The sequence below is a fragment of the Streptomyces sp. NPDC104226 genome, assembly GCF_055584085.1.
On sequence record NZ_JBVJMS010000013.1, the window covers coordinates 202,352 to 220,942 of the forward strand.

The window sequence follows — 18,591 nt, forward strand, 5'->3', positions numbered from 1 at the left end:
GGTGATCCTCTGTCCTTGGTTTCCGGCCGGACAACGGCCGGGCGTCCGATGTGTCACCTCGACGGTGGCGGGACCACCGGGGTCAGCCCACGGAAACGGGCATTCTGCGCACGGGGTGGTGGCCGAACCCCTGCTCCGCCGCCGGGCCGCCCGCCGCCGGCCCGTCCCCGCCGGGCGCCGTGACCGCGACGGACACCTGCGGCTTCCGCAGCGGCTGTACGCGCGGCAGGCTCGACGGCGGCTGCGGCAGCGTGGCCGGGTAGACCGCCTCGACCTTGCGGGCGATCGTCACCCGGCTGATCAGCTGCGCGTGGTCGGAACGCGGCAGCTCCACCCCGAAGCTCTCCTCCAGCAGCGCCGGGATGTCCTTGGGCGCCAGCCGGCGCTCGGTCGCGGTGCCGTCGGGCAGCACGGTGGTCAGCACCGTGCAGTCCAGGAACAGGTGCTCCCGCTCGTTCATCTTCTGCGCGACCAGCCGGCACGCGAACGGCGAGCGCGGGTGCGTGGACAGGAAGTGGTTGGACACCAGCCAGTCCTGCGGGTGGCGCTGGTCGAGCGAGAAGGCGTGCAGGTCGAACCAGCCGTCGGGGCCGCTGGTGCGCAGCGCGTACAGCGAGGCGCCCAGCGCGGTGGTCTCGCGGCGCAGCCCGAAGCCCCAGCCGTCACCCGTGGACCGGGCGCCGTCCGCCAGTTCCAGGGGTTCCAGCGGGTTGCGGCCGAAGCCCGGGTCGCACAGCCACACCTTGCCGGTGTCGGCGGTCTCGGCCGTCTCCACCCGCAGCAGCGCGTGCGTGGCGGGGCGGATGCCGTCGGCCCCCACCCGCACGCGGGAGGCCAGCCCCGTGACCCCGAAGCCGATCCGCTCCAGGGCGGCGGCGAGCAGCAGGTTGTGCTCGAAGCAGTAGCCGCCGCGACGCCGCTGGACCAGCTTGTCCTGCACGTCCTCGACGTCGAGGGAGATGGGCCGGCCCAGTACGACGTCGATGACCTCGAAGGGGATCGAGGTGATGTGCGCCCGGGTCAGGGCACGCAGCACGTCGAGCGTCGGGGAGAGCTCTCCGTCGTAGCCGATGCGCCGGAGGTACGCGTCCAGATCGAGTCGGCGGCCCTGCCAGGCCATGGCGTCGTCGTTCTTCATCATGGTGCTCATCGTGCATACCGGCCCCCCTCCCGCCGGATGCCCGGACCCGAGAACGTCAGATCCTCGCCGAATCCATCACCTCCCGTGCCGGGCCCCGCTCCGCGGGGGTGGTGGGTGCCCCACCACCCCCGTGCGCCGCCGGACCCGCCGTCCGCCCCGCACAGCCCCCGCCGGCGGCCGCGTGGTGTCAGGCCCACCGCGGCCGGGCGCAACCAGGTGACGGGCGCACCTCCCCCCGACGGGGGCCCGCACCGGACGGTTGAAGGGCATCCGACGAAGCAAGGGGGGCAAGTCGTGAACACCTTCATGAGCACCATCGCCCGAAAGGAAACCACCCTCACGGGGGCGGGCACGGGGCCCGGTACGGGGACCAGGCCCGGTACCGGGACGAGGACCGGTACCGGTACGGGGACGAGGCCCGGCGCACCTGCCGGCGGCGCACCGATCCGGCTGCACCGCGATCCGGTCGGCGAGATCGCCGAGGACCTGTGCTCCACGGTATTCGCCTCGCTGCGCCGCAAGGACCAGCGGGAGAAGGGCCGGCAGTACGTCCAGGGGCTGCTGGCCACCGAGGGCCGCAAGTCGATCCGCAACATCGCCGGCCAGGTCGGCGGACCGGCCGCGGAACAGAGCCTGCACCACTTCGTCTCCAGCTCCAGCTGGGACTGGGAGCCCATCCGGGCGGCCCTCTCCGGCTACCTGGAGGCCTCGTCGCCGCTGACCGCGTGGGTCGCGCAGCCGATGGCGATCCCCAAGGGCGGCGAGCACTCGGTCGGTGTGGCCCACCGGTTCGACCCGCACCAGGGGCAGATGTTCCGCGGCCAGCAGGCCTTCGGCACCTGGTTCGCCTCCGCGGACCTGGTCACCCCGGTGGGCTGGCGGCTGCTGCTGCCCGACGCGGACGCCGCGGGGGGCACCAAGAGCGCGCTGGGCGCCGTGCACACCGCCGGACCCACGGCCGTCCCGTCCCGCCGCCCGGCCGGGGCCGCCCCCCAGCACTCCTCGTACGAGGAGTGCGCGGCGACCGCCGTCATCGACAGCGTCCGGCGCAGCGGGATGACGGCCCGGCCCGTGGTGCTCGACATCCGCCACATCGGCACCCGCTCCACGATGAACCGTTTCGCCGAGGCCCGGATCCCGGTCATCGCGCACACCAGCCCGTCCACCCCGCTCCTCGTCACCGACCCGGCGCTGCCCGGGCACGGTGCCGGTCCCCTGCACGCGCGGGACATCCTGCACGCGGTCAAGGGGCTGCGGACGCCCGTGGAATGGCCCGACCCGGTGCGCCCGTCCGTGACCCGGACCACGCTCGCCGTCGCCGTCCGCGTGATGATGCCGGACCCGTCCCCCGCCCGGCGCCGGCACGTCATGCTGGTCGGCGAGTGGACCGACCCGCGCCGGCTGCCGAGCCGGATGTGGGTCACCGACCTCGTACGGCACCGCGTCGGCCCCCTGCTGCGGCTCACCAAGCAGGCCCGCCGGGTCGAACTGGCCTCCCAGTACAGCGGCCAGGAGGTCGGCCTGCGCGATTTCGCCGGGCGCTCCCTGCCCGGCTGGTACCGGCACGTCACGCTGGCCTCGGTCGCCCACGCCGCACGCGCCCTCGCGGGACAGAAGGCGGAAGCCGGCGGCTACGCCCCGGCCTACGCCTCCCCCGCCGTCTGCTGACCGGCTGTCTGCTGACCGGCCGTCTGCCGACCGGCGGCGGCCCGCCCGGGCCACCGGTGGCCCGGCCACTGCCGCGGCGCCCAGATGTGTCACCGGTTCACCTTCCGGACGCACCCGCCGAGGCCGGAGTCTGTCAGGGGCACCGACGGGGACGACCGCGGAGCCCGTCCGCACGACAAGCCCAGACACTCCCGGGAGACCTTCCATGGCACTCGTCACCGACCACCGGCGCTCGCCGGAACGCAGCCGGCACTCACCGGAACAGGCCGTCCGCCCGCACACCTTCACGCTGCGCGACGAGGAATGGGACCTGCTGCCGGACGTGTCCACGACGCCCGACTCCCGCGCCGCCGATGTGGCGCTGCGGCTGCTCGGCTACGACGACGCCCTGACGGCCCCGTACACCGGCTCGTTCCTGGAGATCGGCAGCGGCACGGGCGTCGTCGGGGTCTGCGCCGCCCTCGCCGGCTGCGACCGGGTCGTGGCCTCGGACATCAACCCGCGGGCGGTGCGCAACACCGCGCTCAACGCCGCCCGGCACGAGGTGGCGGACCGGGTGCGGGCCGTCGAAGGAGACCTGTTCTCCGGGCTGCGGCCCGAGGAGCGCTTCACCACCGTCTACTGGCGTTCCACCTTCGCGCTCGCCCCCGCCGGCTACCGCGACGGCCGGGACCGGGAGGACTCCCGCACCGATCCCCGCTACGCGGCCCACGGGCGCTACCTGCGCGAGGCCCCGCTGCGGACCGAGCCGGGCGGGGCCGCACTGCTGCACTTCAGCGACCGCGGCGACGTCCCCGGCCTGTGGGACCTGGCCGACGCGTGCGGACGCGAGCTGCGCGTGCTGCGCAGCCGGCGGGTCCGCGAGGACACCGGCATCGTGGAACACATGCTGTTCGAGATCACCGTCGCCGGGGCGCCCGCCGCCCCGCTGCCCGCCGGCCCGCGCGTGACCCTGCCGGCCCCGCGGCACACCGCGCCGGCCCCGCGGTCCGCGTACCGGGTCGCCGCCCTCTGGGCCCGCTGACCCCCGACGCACCCGGAACCGGCCGGGCGCCCCGGGTGATCCGGACGGGCCGTCACCCGGCGCTCGCGCGAAATCCGGCACCGCAGCCGCCCCGCTCAGCCGTCCAGGCCCGGCAGCAGCAGCGCCCGGCGCCCGCGCAGTTCGCCGTTCTCGATCCGGCGGTGCACCTCGGCGGCCGCGCTCAGCGGCAGCTTGTCCAGCGACCGGGGCCGCAGCCGGCCCGCCGCGAGCAGCCGGTTGATCGCCCCGGCGGCCTCGGCCAGTTCGGCGGAGGTGGCGCCGGAGATCACGAACCCGCGCAGCGAGCCGTCCTTCATGTAGAGGGCGCCGGCGGGCAGGACCGGTGTCGTACGGGCACCCGCGAGCAGCACGATCCGGCCGCGCCGGGCCAGCCCCGCGACGGCCGTGGTCAGGTCGTTGGCGCCGGAGGTGTCGACGTGGACGTCGACGCCGTCCGGGGCGAGGCCCGCCAGGACGTAGGCGAGCTCCGGGTCCCCGTAGTCGGCCACCGCGTCGGCGCCGAGGGAGCGGACGTACTCGAAGTCCTTGGGGCGGGCCGTCGCGATGACCCGGGCACCGGCCTCCACGGCCATCGTCACCAGGGCGGCGCCGACGTTCCCGGCGGCGCCGCCGACCAGGACCGTCTCGCCGGTCCGCAGCCCGCCGTGGGTGAACAGCGCGAGGTAGGCGGTGGCGGCCGGGTGCACCACGGCGACGGCCTCGTACGGGTCCACGCCCGCGGGCAGCCGGTAGAGCCGCTCCGCGGGCACCACGGCCAGCTCGGCGGCCGGGCCCTGACGGCCCGCGTGGCCCAGGCTGTTGCTCCAGACCGTGTCGCCCGGGCGGAAGCCCACGGCGCCGGGCCCGCTCTCCACGACGGTGCCGACGACATCGCGGCTGATCACGAAGGGGAACGGGGCCGTCGTCCGGTAGAGGCCGGAGCGGACGAAGGTGTCCACCGGGTTCACGGTGGTCGCCGTCACCCGCACCAGCACATCGCTGGGACCCGGGCGCGGAGCGGGCAGCTCGCCGTACTGGATGGCGTCCGGCGTACCGAGTTCTTCGATGAAGGCAGCTTGCATGCCACGGATTGTGCGGCGGGCCCGGGCGGCTGGCACGCCCCCTCCGGAGAGTCCGTCAACTCCTCGCGCACGCACGGGAGTAGCCCTCGTAGCGTGGCGTCATGCACCTGGAATTCACCGACGTCCCCCCTTCGTCCGCCCTGCTGGAGGGCCACCTCCGGCCCCTGTACCGGGCCCTGCGGCCCGCCCTGTCGGACGCCGCCTTCGCCGCCTTCGTGGGCGAGGCCCGCGAGCAGGGCCTGGTGTTCACCGCGGCGTTCGCCGCCGAGGGCGACTGCGTGGCGGCGGCCGCGCACCGGGTGCTGGCCACCAGCCGGGGCCGGGTGTTCTTCGTGGACGACCTCGTCACCGACCCCGGGCGGCGCAGCGCCGGGGCGGGGGGAGCACTGTGGGCGGAACTGGAGCGCCGGGCCCGCGCGGCCGGCTGCGTACGGATCGAACTCGACTCGGGCGTCACCAACCACAGGGCGCACCGCTTCTACCACCGCCGGCGGATGGAGGTCGCGGCCCTCCACTTCACCCTGGACCTCACCGCGCCGGAGACGACCTGACGGAGTGTCCCGGCCACCTGACGGACCCCCCGGCAGGCCTTTGACCGGCCCCGGCGCACGCGGCGAAGCTTCCCGCCATGTCGCAGACCGTACAGACCGCACAGACCGCCCTCTTCGAACTCAGCGCCTCCCTCCACGTGGACGCGGCGCCGGCCGACGTGTACGAGGTCGTCAGCGACCTCGGCCGCAGCGGGCAGTGGAGCCCGGAATGCGTCGGCGGTGAATGGACCTCGGGCGAGCCCCGCACCGTCGGCTCCGTCTTCCGCGGCGAGAACCTCCGCTCCGAGGACGTCGTGGCCTGGGCCCCCGTCGTGCGCGGCACCTGGTTCACCGAGGCCGAGGTGGTCGCCGCCGAGCCCGGCAAGGCCTTCCAGTGGGCCATGCGCGACAGCTCCGGCGCCCGCCAGCAGTCCGTCTGGGGCTTCGCCGTAGAGGCCGACGGACAGGGCACGAAGCTCACCCACCACTTCCGGATGGCCACCGCCACCGAGGGGATCCGGGGCATCACCTCGGAGATGACCGACGCCGAGCGGGAGAACTTCTTCTCCGAATGGGGCGCGAAGGTCGAAGGCGACCTCGCCGTCACCCTGGACCGGATCAAGGACGTCATCGAAGAGCGCTGAGCCGCCCGCCGGAACCACCCGTACACCCCGGCCGGCCGGATGCCCGGCCCCCACCCGGCCCCCCACGACGACGAGAGCTTGGCTAATGTTTTTGCAGCGCATCGGAAACCGCGGAATCCGCCTGGGCACCCTGCTCGAACGAGCCGCGTCCCGCCACCCCTCGAACGTCCTGATCCTCGACCACGATCTCGACGCCGCCCCCCAGCTGGGCCGGCGCGCGACGATCGCCGAGGTCGCCGACGCCGTGGACGACCTCGCGTCCCGCCTGTGGGCCGCCGGCGTCCGCCCCGGTACCCGCGTCGTCGTCTACAAGTCGGACGGGTTCGACATCACCCTGCTGGCCTGCGCCGCCGCCCGGGTGGGCGCGGTGCCCGTGCTGCTCTCCCCGCAGCTCGACGGCGAGACCGCCGCCGAACTGGTCCGCCGCACCGAGCGCCCCTTCCTGGTCACCGACCGGGCCAAGCTCGACGGGCAGCTCCCCGAGGACGTCTTCGACCTCGCCGAGCGGGTGCTGCTGACCTCCGGCACGCACGAGCGGGCCACCGCACTGGCCGGACTGGCCGGCGTACGGCGCATCCCCCCGGTCACCATGCCCGCCGACCACCCGGCGCTGATCACCCACACCTCCGGCACCACCGGCACGCCGAAGCTGGCCGTGCACACCGGCCGCAGCCTCCAGGCCCGCTACGTCCCGCAGGCCGCGGCCGTGCGCCCGGTCCTGCCGGGACGCGAGACGATCGCCCTGCACGTGTCCTTCGTGCACTCCAGGCTGTTCACCGCCCTCGCGATCTCCCTGCTGCGCGGATTCCCCATCGTGGTGCTGCGCGACTCCGACCCCAAGCACGTCGGAGACCTCTTCGCCGCGCTGCGCCCGGGCGTACTGGAAGCCCACCCCAACTCCTTCATGGAGTGGGAGGAACTGGCCGACGACCCGCGCGGACCGCTGTCCAACGTCAAGCTCTTCAGCAGCACCTTCGACGCGATCCACCCGCGCACCGTCCGTACGCTGCTGGCGGCCACCCGGCGCAAGGGAGCCCTCTTCGGCCAGCTCTACGGCCAGAGCGAGGTCGGCCCCGCGGTCGTCCGGGCCTTCTCGCGCCGCCGCGGGGAGAACGAGGACGGGCGCTGCGTGGGCATCCCCTTCCCCGGAATGACCGAGGTCCGCGTCGTCAGCCGCAACGGCCAGGAACCCGGCCCCGACAACCCGGGCTTCATCGAGGTCCGCAGCGACGGCCGGATCGTCACCTACCTCGGCGAGCAGGAGCGGTACGAGACCCAGGTCTCGGCGGGCGGCTGGTGGCGCATGGGCGACGTCGGCTACCGCACGAAGTGGGGCTGCGTGCACCTGCTCGACCGCGAGGTCGACCTCATCGAGGGCTTCGGCAGCACCCTCGCCGTCGAGGACGCCCTCTTCGGCCGCCTCGACGAGCTCACCGAGGTCATCATCATCCCCGGCCCGGACGGCCGGGCGACCCCGGTCGTGTGCACCAGGGACGACGTGCCCGTGGACCCGGTCCGCTGGGACCGGGCCGTGGCGGACCTCGCGCCCATGGCCGGGCCCGTCCACATGCGGCTGGAGGAACTCCCCCAGACCGCCACGAGCAAGATCAAGCGACTGGAACTGGTCCGGCTCGTCGCCGACCGGCTCACCCCGGTCGCGTAACGGGGGCGGAGACCACCAGATGTCACAGATCGTCATCGTCGGAGGCGGCATCGGCGGACTCGCCACCGCCCTCAGCGTCAGCGAGCGCGGACACGAGGTACTCGTCCTCGAACGCGCCCCGGAGTTCGCCGAGATCGGTGCCGGCATCCAGCTCGCCCCCAACGGGCTGCACGCCCTGGACCGGCTCGGCGTCGGCGAGGCCGCACGCGAGATCACCGTCCGCATGGACGAACTGCGGTTCATGGACGGCGTGTCCGGCCGGCACGTCACCAGCCTGCCGCTCACCGAGGAGTACCGCACGGCCTTCGGCAACCCCTACGCCGTCGTGCACCGCGCCGAACTCCACCGCATCCTGCTGGACCGCGCCCTGGCCGACGGCCGGATCCGGCTGCGCAGCGGCTGCACCGTCACCGGCTACACCCAGGACCCGGGCCGGGCCGGCGTGGTCCTGGACTCCGGCGAAAGCATCCTCGCCGACGCCGTGATCGGCGCCGACGGGATCAACTCGGCGATCCGGGCCCAGCTCGTCGGCGACGGCGCCCCCCGCATCTCCGGGATCAGCGTCTACCGGGCCATCATCCCGATGGACGAGGTCCCGGAGGAGCTGCGGATGCCCCGGGCGGTCGCCTGGTGGGCGGGACCGCACTGCCACCTCGTGCACTACCCGATCGCCGGCGGCACCTACCTCAACCTCGCCGCCAGCAAGGACGACGGCGGCACCGAGGCCTTCGCGGGCGTCCCCGTCGACGAGGACACGGTGCTGCGCGAGTTCGCCGGACTGGGCGAGACCGCCCTGCGCCTGATGCGGGCGGGACACGACTGGAAGTCGTGGATGCTCGTGGACCGCGACCCGGTCGACACCTGGACCGACGGCCGCGTCGTCCTGCTCGGCGACGCCGCCCACCCGATGCTGCACTACGCCGCCCAGGGCGCCTGCCAGGCCCTGGAGGACGCGGTCACCCTCGGAGCCCTGCTCGACTGCGACGGGACCGAGTTCGCCGTCCGCTTCGAGAAGTACACCGCGCTGCGCCGCGAGCGCACCGCCCGCATCCAGCTCACCGCCCGCCGGAGCACCGCCCTGTGGCATCCGGCCGGCGCCGCCGCCTCGGTCCGCAACACGCTGCTCGCCGGCCTGTCGGAGACCGACCTGCGTGACCACGTCGCCTGGATGCACGGGGTCCGCGACCCGCTGACCCAGTCCCTTTCCAGCCTCGAGAACGGATTCACCCCGTGACCACGGACAAGACCTACGTCGAACTCTGCGTAGTGGGCGCCGGCCCGCGGGGCCTCTCGGTCCTCGAACGCCTCCTCGCCCGCGAGCGGCACACCCCGCGCCACGGCGCCGTGGCCGTGCACGTCGTCGACCCCGCCGCCCCGGGCGCCGGGGCCGTCTGGCGCACCGAGCAGTCCCGCCACCTGCTCATGAACACCGTCGCCTCGCAGATCACCGTCTACACCGACGCCAGCTCGCAGATCGAGGGCCCCATCGAGCCCGGCCCGAGCCTCTACGAGTGGGCCCGGTCCCTCGCCCTGCTCGCCGACGACGGCGAGTACAGCGCGGAGACCATCGCCGAGGCCCGCCGCCTCGGCGCCAACACCTACCCCTCGCGCGGCTTCTACGGCGAGTACCTGCGCGACTCCTTCGAGCGCCTGGTCTCCAACGCCCCGATGCACGTGACCGTCTTCGTGCACCGCGCCCGCGCCGTCGCCGTCGCCGACACCCACGGCGTCCCCGGCGGACCGCAGGGCGTCCGCCTGGACGACGGCACCCGCCTCGACGACCTCGACGGCATCGTCCTCGCGCTCGGCCACGTCGCGGCCCGCCTGTCCGTCCGCGAGGAGCGCACGGCCAGCCTCGCCCGCATCCACCACCTCACCTACATCACCCCGGGCAACCCGGCGGACGTGGACCTGAGCACGATCGGTGCCGGACAGCCCGTCCTGCTGCGCGGCCTCGGCCTGAACTTCTTCGACCACATGTCGCTGTTCACCTCCGGCCGCGGCGGCTCCTACGAGCGCCGCGAGGACGGCACCCTCCTCTACCGGGCCTCGGGCCGCGAGCCCAAGATGTACGCCTTCTCCCGGCGCGGCGTCCCCTACCACGCCCGCGGCGAGAACGAGAAGGGCACCGACGGACGCCACTTCCCCCGCCTGCTGACCGCCTCCTTCATCGCCGGCCTGCGCGAACGCGCCGACGCGGGCGACGAGATCAGCTTCTCCGAGGACCTGTGGCCCGCCATCTCCCGCGAGGTGGAGTCGGTCTACTACGCCACCCTGCTGGCGGCGCGCGGCGAGGACGCCGCCCGCCGCGAGGAGTTCACCGGCCGCTACCTCGCCGTCCCCGCCCAGGAGGACCCCGCCGCCCTGCTGCGCGAGTTCGGCATCGAGGGCGCCGACCTGTGGGACTGGGACCGGCTGTCGCGCCCGTACGGCGACCGCGCGTTCGCCTCCCGCGCCGAGTTCGGGACCTGGCTGCGCGAGTACCTCGCCGCCGACGTCGTCGCCGCCCGCGAGGGCAACGTCAGCGGCCCGCTCAAGGCCGCCCTCGACGTGATGCGCGACCTGCGCAACGAGATCCGCCTCGCCGTCGACCACGGCGGCCTGGAGGGCAACTCGCACCGCGACGACCTCGAAGGCTGGTACACGCCCCTCAACGCCTTCCTCTCCATCGGCCCGCCGGCCTCCCGCATCGAGGAGATGACCGCCCTCATCGAGGCAGGTGTCCTCACCATCACCGGCCCCGGCACCCAGGTCCGGCTCGACCCGGCCGGCCGGCAGTTCGTCGCCGAGTCCTCCCAGATCCCGGGCGAGCAGATCCGCGCCACCGCCCTCATCGAGGCCCGGCTGCCCGAGCCCGACGTCCGGCGCACGGCCGACCCGCTGCTCCAGCACCTGCTCAACACCGACCAGGCCGCCCCGTACCGCATCGCCGGCAGCAACGGAACCACGTACGAGACCGGCGGGCTGGCCGTCACCGAGCGCCCCTACCGCCTCGTCGACGGCCGCGGCCAGGCCCACCCGCGCCGCTTCGCCTACGGCGTGCCCACCGAGTCCGTGCACTGGGTCACCGCCGCCGGGATCCGCCCGGGCGTCGACTCCGTCACCCTCGCCGACTCCGACGCCATCGCGGGCGCCGTGCTCTCGCTCCCGCGGCTCGCCCGGGTCCCGTACGGGGTGCGCCCCGTGGTCACCGACGAAGACCTCGCCGGGGTGATTGTGTGACGGTCCGGGCCGCAGCCCCCTCGGACGAGGGGCTGCTCTCCCCGGTGCGGGCCGGCACCCCCGTGGAGGCCGCCGTCGACGACCGGGCCTGGCTGCGCGCCATGCTCGAAGCCGAGGCGGCCCTGGCACGGGCCCAGGCCCGCCTCGGGACCGTGCCGCAGGACGTCGCCGGAACCATCACGCGGACGGCGCTCACCGGCGACTTCGACCTGCGGGCCCTGGCGCTGGCGGCCCGCGAGACCGCCAACCCGGTGGTCGGCCTGGTCGCCGCGCTCACCCGGGAGGTCGCCGCGCACGACCCGTCGGCCGCCGAGTACGTCCACCGCGGATCGACCAGCCAGGACATCTTCGACACCGGCGCCATGCTCGTCGCCTCCCGGGCCCTGCGGATCGTACGGGCCGACCTGGACCGCACTGCCGAAGCGCTCGGCGCGCTGGCCCTGCGCCACCGCGACACCGTGCTCGCCGGCCGCACCCTCGCCATGCAGGCCGTCCCCACCACCTTCGGGCTCAAGGCGGCCGGCTGGCGGCAGTTGGTCCTCGACGCCCGCACCAGGATCACCGCCGTCCTCGACGGCGGGCTCCCGGTCTCCCTCGGAGGCGCGGCCGGCACCCTCGCCGGGTACCTGGAGTACGCCGAACTCGACGCCGGCGCGGCCGGACTCGACCGGCCGCGGTACCTCGACGAGCTGGTCGCCGCGTTCGCCGCCGAGACCGGACTCGCCGCACCCGTCCTGCCCTGGCACACCCTGCGCACCCCGATCGCCGACCTGGCCGCCGCGCTCGCCTTCACCGCGGGCGCGCTCGGCAAGATCGCCCTCGACGTGCAGTCCCTGGCGCGCACCGAGACCGGCGAGGTCGCCGAGCCCGGTCCGGCCGGACGGGGCGGATCCTCCGCCATGCCGCACAAGCGCAACCCGGTGCTCGCCACCCTGCTGCGCAGCGCGGCCCTCCAGGTGCCGGTGATCGCCGCCGGCCTCACCCAGTGCCTGCTCAGCGAGGACGAGCGGTCCGCCGGGGCCTGGCACGCCGAATGGCTGCTGCTGCGCGAAGCGCTGCGGCTGGCCGGCGGGGCGGCCCACACCGCCGCCGAACTCGCCGAGGGCCTCACCGCCGACCCCGCCCGGATGACCGCCAACCTCGGGCTGACCGGCAGCCAGGTGGTCTCCGAACGGATCGCGGCGCAGCTGACGCCCGCGCTCGGCAAGACGGCCGCCAAACACCTGCTCACCGGGGCCTCCCGGACGGCCGGGGCCACCGGACGGCCACTGGCCGCGGTCCTGGCCGAGGCCCCCGAACTCGCCGGCCGGATCGGTCCGGACCGCCTCGCCGCCCTGTGCGACCCGGCCGGCTACACCGGCGCGGCCGGGGACCTCGTCGACCGCGCACTGGCCCCCGTACAAGAGCGCGCGCCGGCCCCCGTGCACGACCGTGTGCCGGCACCCGTACGAGAAGGAGACAACACCCGATGACCGGCAAACGCTGGATCACCGACTGGCGTCCGGAGGACGAGGAGTTCTGGGAGCGGACCGGCCGCCGCGTCGCACGCCGCAACCTGTGGCTGTCGGTGCTCAGCGAGCACATCGGCTTCTCCGTGTGGAGCATGTGGTCGGTGCTCGTCCTGTTCATGAACCCGGGGATCGGCTTCGACTTCACCAAGTCCGAGAAGTTCCTGCTGGTGATCACCCCGACGCTGGTGGGCGCCGTGCTGCGGCTCCCGTACAGCAGCGCCGTGGCCCGCTTCGGCGGCCGCAACTGGACGGTCTTCGCCTCCGCGGTGCTGCTCGTGCCCTGCGGGCTCGCCGCCTGGTTCGTCCAGCGACCCGGCACCCCGCTGTGGGTGTTCGTGGTGATCGGCGCGCTCGCCGGGGTCGGCGGAGGCAACTTCGCCTCCTCGATGACGAACATCACCGCCTTCTTCCCGCTGCGCCACCAGGGCTGGGCCCTCGGCCTGAACGCGGGCGGCGGCAACCTGGGCGTGGCCGTCGTCCAGCTGCTCGGCGTGCTCGTCATCGCCGTCGCCGGGGACACCCACCCTTCGTACGTCGCCGCCGTCTACCTGCCGCTGATCGCCCTCGCGGCGATCCTCGCCGCGGTGAAGATGGACAACCTGGCCGTCGTACGGCACGAGCGCCGGAGCCTGCGCGAGGCCCTCGTCCGCCCCGACACCTGGTGGATCTCCGCCCTCTACGTCGGCACCTTCGGCTCGTTCATCGGCTACGGGTTCGCCTTCGGGCTGGTGCTGCAGAGCGAGTTCGGCTCGACCCCGCTCCAGGCGGCCTCCGCCACCTTCCTCGGGCCGCTGCTCGGCTCGCTGGCCCGGCCCCTCGGCGGCCGGCTCGCCGACCGGTACGGCGGCGCCAGGATCACCCTGTGGAACTTCCTCGCGATGGCGGCGGGCACCGCGGTGCTCCTCGTGGCCTCGCTGCACGGCTCGTTCCCGCTGTTCATCGGCTCCTTCACGGTGCTGTTCGTGCTCAGCGGCCTCGGCAACGGCTCGACCTACAAGATGATCCCCGCCGTCCACGCGGCCGAGGCGGAGCGCGCGGTCGCCGCCGGCCACGACGCGGCCACCGCCTTCGCCCGCTCCCGCCGCCTCTCGGGCTCGGTGATCGGCATCGCCGGCGCCGTCGGCGCCCTGGGCGGGGTCTGCATCAACCTCGCCTTCCGCACCGCCTACGGCAGCTGGGGCTCGGGAACGGCCGCCTTCGCGGTGTTCCTCGCCTACTACGGGCTGTGCATGCTGCTGGTGTGGGGCGTGTACCTGCGCCGACGTCCGCAGCGCCCCGGAAGCGAGGCCGTCCGGCCCGCGCAGCAGGCCCGGAGCACCGCCGGTGTCTGAACCCACGGCCGGCGCCGCGGACGACCGGCGCGACGGGCCCGACGGGCCCGAGTCCGCGACGCACTGCCCGTACTGCGCCCTCCAGTGCGGCACCCTGCTGGCCCCCGCCGGCCCGCACGCGGTGGAGGTCCGCCCCGACCCCGACTTCCCCGTCAACCGGGGCGGACTCTGCCAGAAGGGGTGGACCGCGCCCGAACTGCTCGGCGTACCGGACCGGCTGCGCACCCCGCTCGTCCACGGCAGGACCGCGAGCTGGGACGAGGCCCTCGACGTGGTCGCCACCGGACTGCTCGCCACCCGCGAGCGGTACGGACCCGACGCGGTCGGGGTCTTCGGCGGCGGCTCGCTGACCAACGAGAAGGCCTACCAGCTCGGCAAGTTCGCCCGGGTCGCGCTCGGCACCAGCCAGATCGACTACAACGGCCGCTTCTGCATGTCCTCGGCCGCCGCCGCGGGCAACACCGCCTTCGGCATCGACCGCGGGCTGCCGTTCCCGGTCACCGACCTGGCCGGGGCCGACGTGGTGCTGCTCGCCGGAGCCAACCCCGCCGAGACCATGCCCCCGTTGATGCGGCACCTGGAACGGCCCGCGCTGATCGTCATCGACCCGCGGCGCACCCGTACCGCCCGGCAGGCCGCCCTGCACCTGCAACCCGCACCCGGCACGGACCTCGCCCTCGCCCTCGGCCTGCTGCACGCCGCGGTCGCCGAGGGGCTGGTGGACCGCGCCTACGTGGAACGGCGCACCCGCGGCTTCGACGCCGCGTGGAGCCGCGCCGTGCCGTGGTGGCCGGAACACACCGAGCGGGTCACCGGCGTCCCCGCCGGCCAGCTGCGCGAAGCCGTGAGGATGCTCGCGGGCGCCGGCCGGGCCTACGTGCTCACCGGCCGCGGAGCCGAACAGCACAGCACCGGCACCGACACGGTCTCGGCGTTCATCAACCTCGCGCTCGCCCTCGGCCTGCCCGGGCGCCCCGGCAGCGGATACGGCTGCCTCACCGGCCAGGGCAACGGCCAGGGCGGCCGCGAGATGGGCCAGAAGGCCGACCAGCTGCCCGGCTACCGCAGCATCACCGACCCCGCGGCCCGCGCCCACCTGGCCGGAGTGTGGGGCGTGCGCCCCCAGGACCTGCCCGGACCCGGCCGCAGCGCCGTCGAGATGCTGGACGCCCTCGGCGAGGACATCCGCGCCCTGCTCGTCTTCGGCGCGAACCCGGTGGTGTCGGCGCCCGACGCGGGCCGTGTCCGCGAGCGGCTGGCGGCCCTGGACCTGCTGGTCGTCGCCGACTTCGTGCCCTCGGAGACGGCCCGCACCGCCGACGTGGTCCTGCCCGTGGCCCAGTGGGCCGAGGAGGAGGGCACCATGACGAACCTGGAGGGGCGGGTGCTGCGCCGCCGGCGGGCCCTGACCCCGCCACCGGGCGTACGCACCGACCTGGAGGTGCTGGCGGGCCTCGCCGAACGGCTCGGCTGCGCGCCCGGCCGGTTCGCCGCACAGCCGCGGGCGGTCTTCGAGGAACTGCGCGCCGCCACGCGCGGCGGACGCGCCGACTACTCGGGGATCGACTACGCCCGGCTGGACGCGGGCGAGGCCCTGCACTGGCCCTGCCCGGAGGGCTCGGACGGGACGCCCCGGCTGTTCCTCGACCGGTTCGCACACCCCGACGGACGGGCGGCGTTCGCCCCCGTCGGACACCGCGAGTCCGCCGAACCCCCCTCGCCCGCGTACCCGTTGCTCGCCACCACCGGCCGGGTCCTCGCGCAGTACCAGTCGGGCGCACAGACCCGGCGGGTACCCGCGCTGGTCTCCTCCTCCGGAGCGGAGTGCTTCGTGGAGATCCACCCGGACACCGCCGAGCGGGCCGGACTGGCCGACGGCGCGCACGCCCGGGTCACCTCCCGGCGCGGCAGCACCCGGGCGGTCGTCCGCTACGAGGGCTCCATGCGCCCCGACACGGTGTTCCTGCCGTTCCACTTCCCGGGGGAGCAGAGCGCCAACCTGCTGACGAACCCGGCGCTCGACCCGGTCTCGCGGATGCCGGAGTTCAAGGTGTGCGCCGTCCGGCTGGAGGCCTGCACGAGCGCGGCCGGGCCGGCCGGAGAGACGGGGACCGCGTGACGGGCGTGAAGGGGCCGACCGGCGCGCAGGACCTGAACGACGCGAACGGCCCGCACGACACGGCCGCGTCCTCCCGCGTGGTGATCATCGGCAACGGCCGGTCCGGGCGGGCGCACGCCGAACGGCTCCTCGCCGAAGGCCACACCGGCCCCGTGACCCTGCTGGACGCCGGAGCCGGCCCGCCCGGTCCGCGCGCGCTGCTCCCGTCGGTGCTGGCGGGCGAACTGCGCCCGGCCGCCCTGCGGCTGCCCCCGCTGCCCGCCCCCGCCACCGAGCACACCGGAGTCGCGGCCGTCGCCGTCGACCGCGCGCAGCGGGAGGTGCGGTGCGCCGACGGCACCCGGATCCGGTACGACCACCTCGTGCTGGCCACCGGCTCCGCACCCCGGCTGCCCGGCCCGGCCGGACTCCGGGACGGCCTCCGCGTGCTGCGCACCGCCGCCGACGGGGCCCTGGTCCCGCCCGGCGCCGCCGTCGTGCTCGGCGGCGGACCGCTCGCCGTGGAGACGGCCTTCGCACTGCGCAGGGCCGGCCGCGCCGAGGTCACCGTCGTCCACCGCGGGCCCCGGCCGCTCGACCGGTACCTCGGCGAACGCCCCGGCCGGGCGCTGGCCGCACGCCTCGCGGAAGCGGGCGTCGAACTGCGGACCGGCCGCACGGTGGAGTCGTACGACCGCGGCAAACTCACCCTCGACGACGGGGAGGTGCTCCTGGCGGACGCCCTGCTGCCGTGCACCGGGACCCTGCCCGAGACCGCCCTGGCCAGGGCGGCCGGACTCGCGGTGCGCACCGGGGTGCTGACCGACGCGCACGGGCGGACCTCGGATCCGCGGATCACCGCCGTCGGCTCGTGCGCCGAGACCCCCGCGGCCGTACCGGGCCCGCGCCGGCTGCGGCTGCGCGCCCCGGAGGCCGAGGTCCTGTGCCTCGGCGAGGGCGCCGGCCCGGCCGCGGCTCCCGGCGTCGACGAGACCGTCGTACTGTCCGACCCGGCCGGCCACCGCTATGCCGAAATCGCCCTGCGCGACGGCCTGGTGGCCGGAGCCGTGCTCGTCGGCCTGCCCTTCGCCGCCGCGGCCGTGACCCGGTTGTACGAGCGCTCCGCGCCCGCGCCGCGCGACCTGCTGCCCCTGCTGCTCGGCACCCCGGCGGTGCTCCCGGCGGCCGGAGACCCGCGGGACGCCGTCCTGTGCCACTGCAACAACGTCACCCGGGGCGCCCTGACGGACGCCTGGCACTCCGGCTGCCGGGACCTGCCCGCGCTGGCCCGCGCCACCCGGGCCACCACCGGCTGCGGCGGCTGCGGCGACGACGTCCGGGCCCTGTGCGGTGCACTGGCGACCCGGGAGAACCCACAGCACAGCCCCGAGGAGAGACGTACATGACCCGGAACCTGGTCGTCGTGGGACACGGCATGACCGGCCACCACCTGGTGGCCGAACTGCGCGCCGGGGACCGTGACGGCACCGGCGCCTGGCGTGTCACCGTGCTCGGAGAGGAAGGGCGGCCCGCGTACGACCGGGTCGCCCTCTCGACGTACGCCCACGGCCGCCCCGCCGAGGAACTCACCCTGCCGCAGGGGCCGCTCGCCGGCGCCGACCTCCGCCTGGGCACCACCGCCACCGCCCTCGACCGCGACCGCCGCACGGTGCACTGCGCCGACGGCACGCGGGTGCCGTACGACGCGCTGGTCCTGGCCACCGGCGCCCGCCCCTTCGTGCCGCCCGTCCCGGGGCACGACCTGCCCGGCTGCTTCGTCTACCGCACGCTCGAGGACGTGGAGGCCATCCGCGCCGCCGCCCGGCCCGGCGCCCCGGCCGTGGTCGTGGGCGGCGGCGTACTGGGGCTGGAGGCGGCCAGCGCCCTGCACGCCCTCGGGCTGCGCACCACCGTCGTCGAGATGGCTCCCTGGCCGATGGCCCTCCAGCTCGACGCCGGCGCCGGAGCCGCCCTGGGCCGCCGCATCGAGCTGCTCGGCATCGAGCTGCGCTGCGGGGCGGGACTCCAGTCCGTGGACCCCGGCCCGGACGGCCGCGTCGGCTCGGTCACCCTGGCCGCCGACGAGGTGCTCCCCGCCGGCCTGGTGGTCTTCGCCGCGGGGGTCCGGCCGCGCGACGAACTCGCCGCCGCGGCCGGGCTGGAGCAGGGCGAGCGCGGCGGGATCCTGGTCGACGCCCGCTGCCGCACGCGGGACCCGGCGATCTGGGCGGTCGGCGACTGCGCGGCCGTCGAGGGCCGGGCCTACGGACTGCTGGCCCCGGGCCGGCGGATGGCCGAAGCGGTCGCCGCCCAGCTGACCGGCGACCCGGACGCGGCCTTCACGGGCGCGGACCTCGCGGTCCGGCTCAAGGTGCTCGGGGTGGCGGTCGCCGGCTTCGGGGACGTCCACGGCCGGGAACCGGGAGCGCTGGAGTTCGTACGCCACGACCACCGCACGGACAGCTACGCCCGGCTCACCCTCAGCCCGGACGCGAACACCCTGCTCGGCGCCGCCCTGTCCGGGGACACCGCCCCGTACGCGACCCTGCGCGGCCTCCTCGGCAAGCCCCTCCCGGCCTCCGCCGACCGGCTCCTGTCCGCCCCCGCCGGCTGACCGCGGACGGCCGAAGGCCCCGGCCCGGACCCCCGTGTGGGGGTCCGGGCCGGGGCCTTGCCG

Annotated in this window: 14 protein-coding genes; 12 read left to right on the forward strand and 2 right to left on the reverse strand. The window is 75.2% G+C overall.

Annotated elements, in window-relative coordinates:
* Window positions 1-82: 82 nt before the first annotated feature.
* Window positions 83-1,141 carry an arylamine N-acetyltransferase family protein gene (locus ACZ60J_RS34280; RefSeq protein WP_469687995.1) on the reverse strand — a complete coding sequence of 353 codons (1,059 nt, stop codon included), beginning with the start codon at window positions 1,139-1,141 and terminating at the stop codon, window positions 83-85.
* Between the two features lie 294 nt (window positions 1,142-1,435).
* On the opposite strand from ACZ60J_RS34280, the gene ACZ60J_RS34285 reads away from it, so the two are divergent.
* Together ACZ60J_RS34285 and ACZ60J_RS34290 are read left to right on the forward strand one after the other, a co-directional pair.
* Entirely contained in the window at window positions 1,436-2,809 is a 1,374-nt protein-coding gene (locus ACZ60J_RS34285) for an IS701 family transposase (protein ID WP_469687997.1), read from the forward strand.
* Window positions 2,810-3,014: 205 nt separating this feature from the next.
* Entirely contained in the window at window positions 3,015-3,833 is an 819-nt protein-coding gene (locus ACZ60J_RS34290) for a 50S ribosomal protein L11 methyltransferase (protein WP_469687999.1), read from the forward strand.
* Between the two features lie 95 nt (window positions 3,834-3,928).
* Here the strand turns inward: ACZ60J_RS34290 and ACZ60J_RS34295 are convergent, their stop codons facing one another.
* Window positions 3,929-4,915 (reverse strand): NADPH:quinone reductase, encoded by a 987-nt coding sequence (locus ACZ60J_RS34295; RefSeq protein ID WP_469688000.1) that lies wholly within the window; start codon window positions 4,913-4,915, stop codon window positions 3,929-3,931.
* Window positions 4,916-5,016: 101 nt separating this feature from the next.
* Here ACZ60J_RS34295 and ACZ60J_RS34300 point away from each other — a divergent pair, with 101 nt between their 5' ends.
* The 10 genes from ACZ60J_RS34300 to ACZ60J_RS34345 all read left to right on the forward strand — a co-directional run bounded on the left by ACZ60J_RS34300 (window position 5,017) and on the right by ACZ60J_RS34345 (window position 18,528).
* Window positions 5,017-5,466: a GNAT family N-acetyltransferase gene (locus ACZ60J_RS34300; RefSeq protein ID WP_469688002.1), complete on the forward strand. Its 450-nt coding sequence runs from the start codon at window positions 5,017-5,019 to the stop codon at window positions 5,464-5,466.
* 77 nt (window positions 5,467-5,543) lie between these two features.
* Complete coding sequence (locus ACZ60J_RS34305; RefSeq protein ID WP_469688004.1) at window positions 5,544-6,089, forward strand: SRPBCC family protein; 546 nt, start codon at window positions 5,544-5,546, stop codon at window positions 6,087-6,089.
* Window positions 6,090-6,174: 85 nt separating this feature from the next.
* Complete coding sequence (locus ACZ60J_RS34310; protein WP_469688005.1) at window positions 6,175-7,752, forward strand: class I adenylate-forming enzyme family protein; 1,578 nt, start codon at window positions 6,175-6,177, stop codon at window positions 7,750-7,752.
* Between the two features lie 19 nt (window positions 7,753-7,771).
* Window positions 7,772-8,986 carry an FAD-dependent oxidoreductase gene (locus tag ACZ60J_RS34315; RefSeq protein ID WP_469688007.1) on the forward strand — a complete coding sequence of 405 codons (1,215 nt, stop codon included), beginning with the start codon at window positions 7,772-7,774 and terminating at the stop codon, window positions 8,984-8,986.
* Window positions 8,983-10,974, forward strand: coding sequence for an FAD/NAD(P)-binding protein (locus tag ACZ60J_RS34320; protein ID WP_469688009.1), 1,992 nt, complete (start codon window positions 8,983-8,985; stop codon window positions 10,972-10,974). Before ACZ60J_RS34315 ends, ACZ60J_RS34320 begins: the two co-directional genes overlap by 4 nt.
* Window positions 10,971-12,446 carry a nitrosuccinate lyase gene (locus ACZ60J_RS34325; RefSeq protein WP_469688010.1) on the forward strand — a complete coding sequence of 492 codons (1,476 nt, stop codon included), beginning with the start codon at window positions 10,971-10,973 and terminating at the stop codon, window positions 12,444-12,446. Before ACZ60J_RS34320 ends, ACZ60J_RS34325 begins: the two co-directional genes overlap by 4 nt.
* On the forward strand, window positions 12,443-13,816 hold the full coding sequence (locus tag ACZ60J_RS34330) for an MFS transporter (RefSeq protein WP_469688012.1): 1,374 nt from the start codon (window positions 12,443-12,445) through the stop codon (window positions 13,814-13,816). Before ACZ60J_RS34325 ends, ACZ60J_RS34330 begins: the two co-directional genes overlap by 4 nt.
* Window positions 13,809-15,935, forward strand: coding sequence for a molybdopterin oxidoreductase family protein (locus ACZ60J_RS34335; protein ID WP_469688013.1), 2,127 nt, complete (start codon window positions 13,809-13,811; stop codon window positions 15,933-15,935). Before ACZ60J_RS34330 ends, ACZ60J_RS34335 begins: the two co-directional genes overlap by 8 nt.
* Complete coding sequence (locus ACZ60J_RS34340; RefSeq protein ID WP_469688015.1) at window positions 15,932-17,320, forward strand: FAD-dependent oxidoreductase; 1,389 nt, start codon at window positions 15,932-15,934, stop codon at window positions 17,318-17,320. Before ACZ60J_RS34335 ends, ACZ60J_RS34340 begins: the two co-directional genes overlap by 4 nt.
* Window positions 17,317-18,528, forward strand: coding sequence for an NAD(P)/FAD-dependent oxidoreductase (locus tag ACZ60J_RS34345; protein WP_469688017.1), 1,212 nt, complete (start codon window positions 17,317-17,319; stop codon window positions 18,526-18,528). Before ACZ60J_RS34340 ends, ACZ60J_RS34345 begins: the two co-directional genes overlap by 4 nt.
* Window positions 18,529-18,591: the final 63 nt, after the last annotated feature.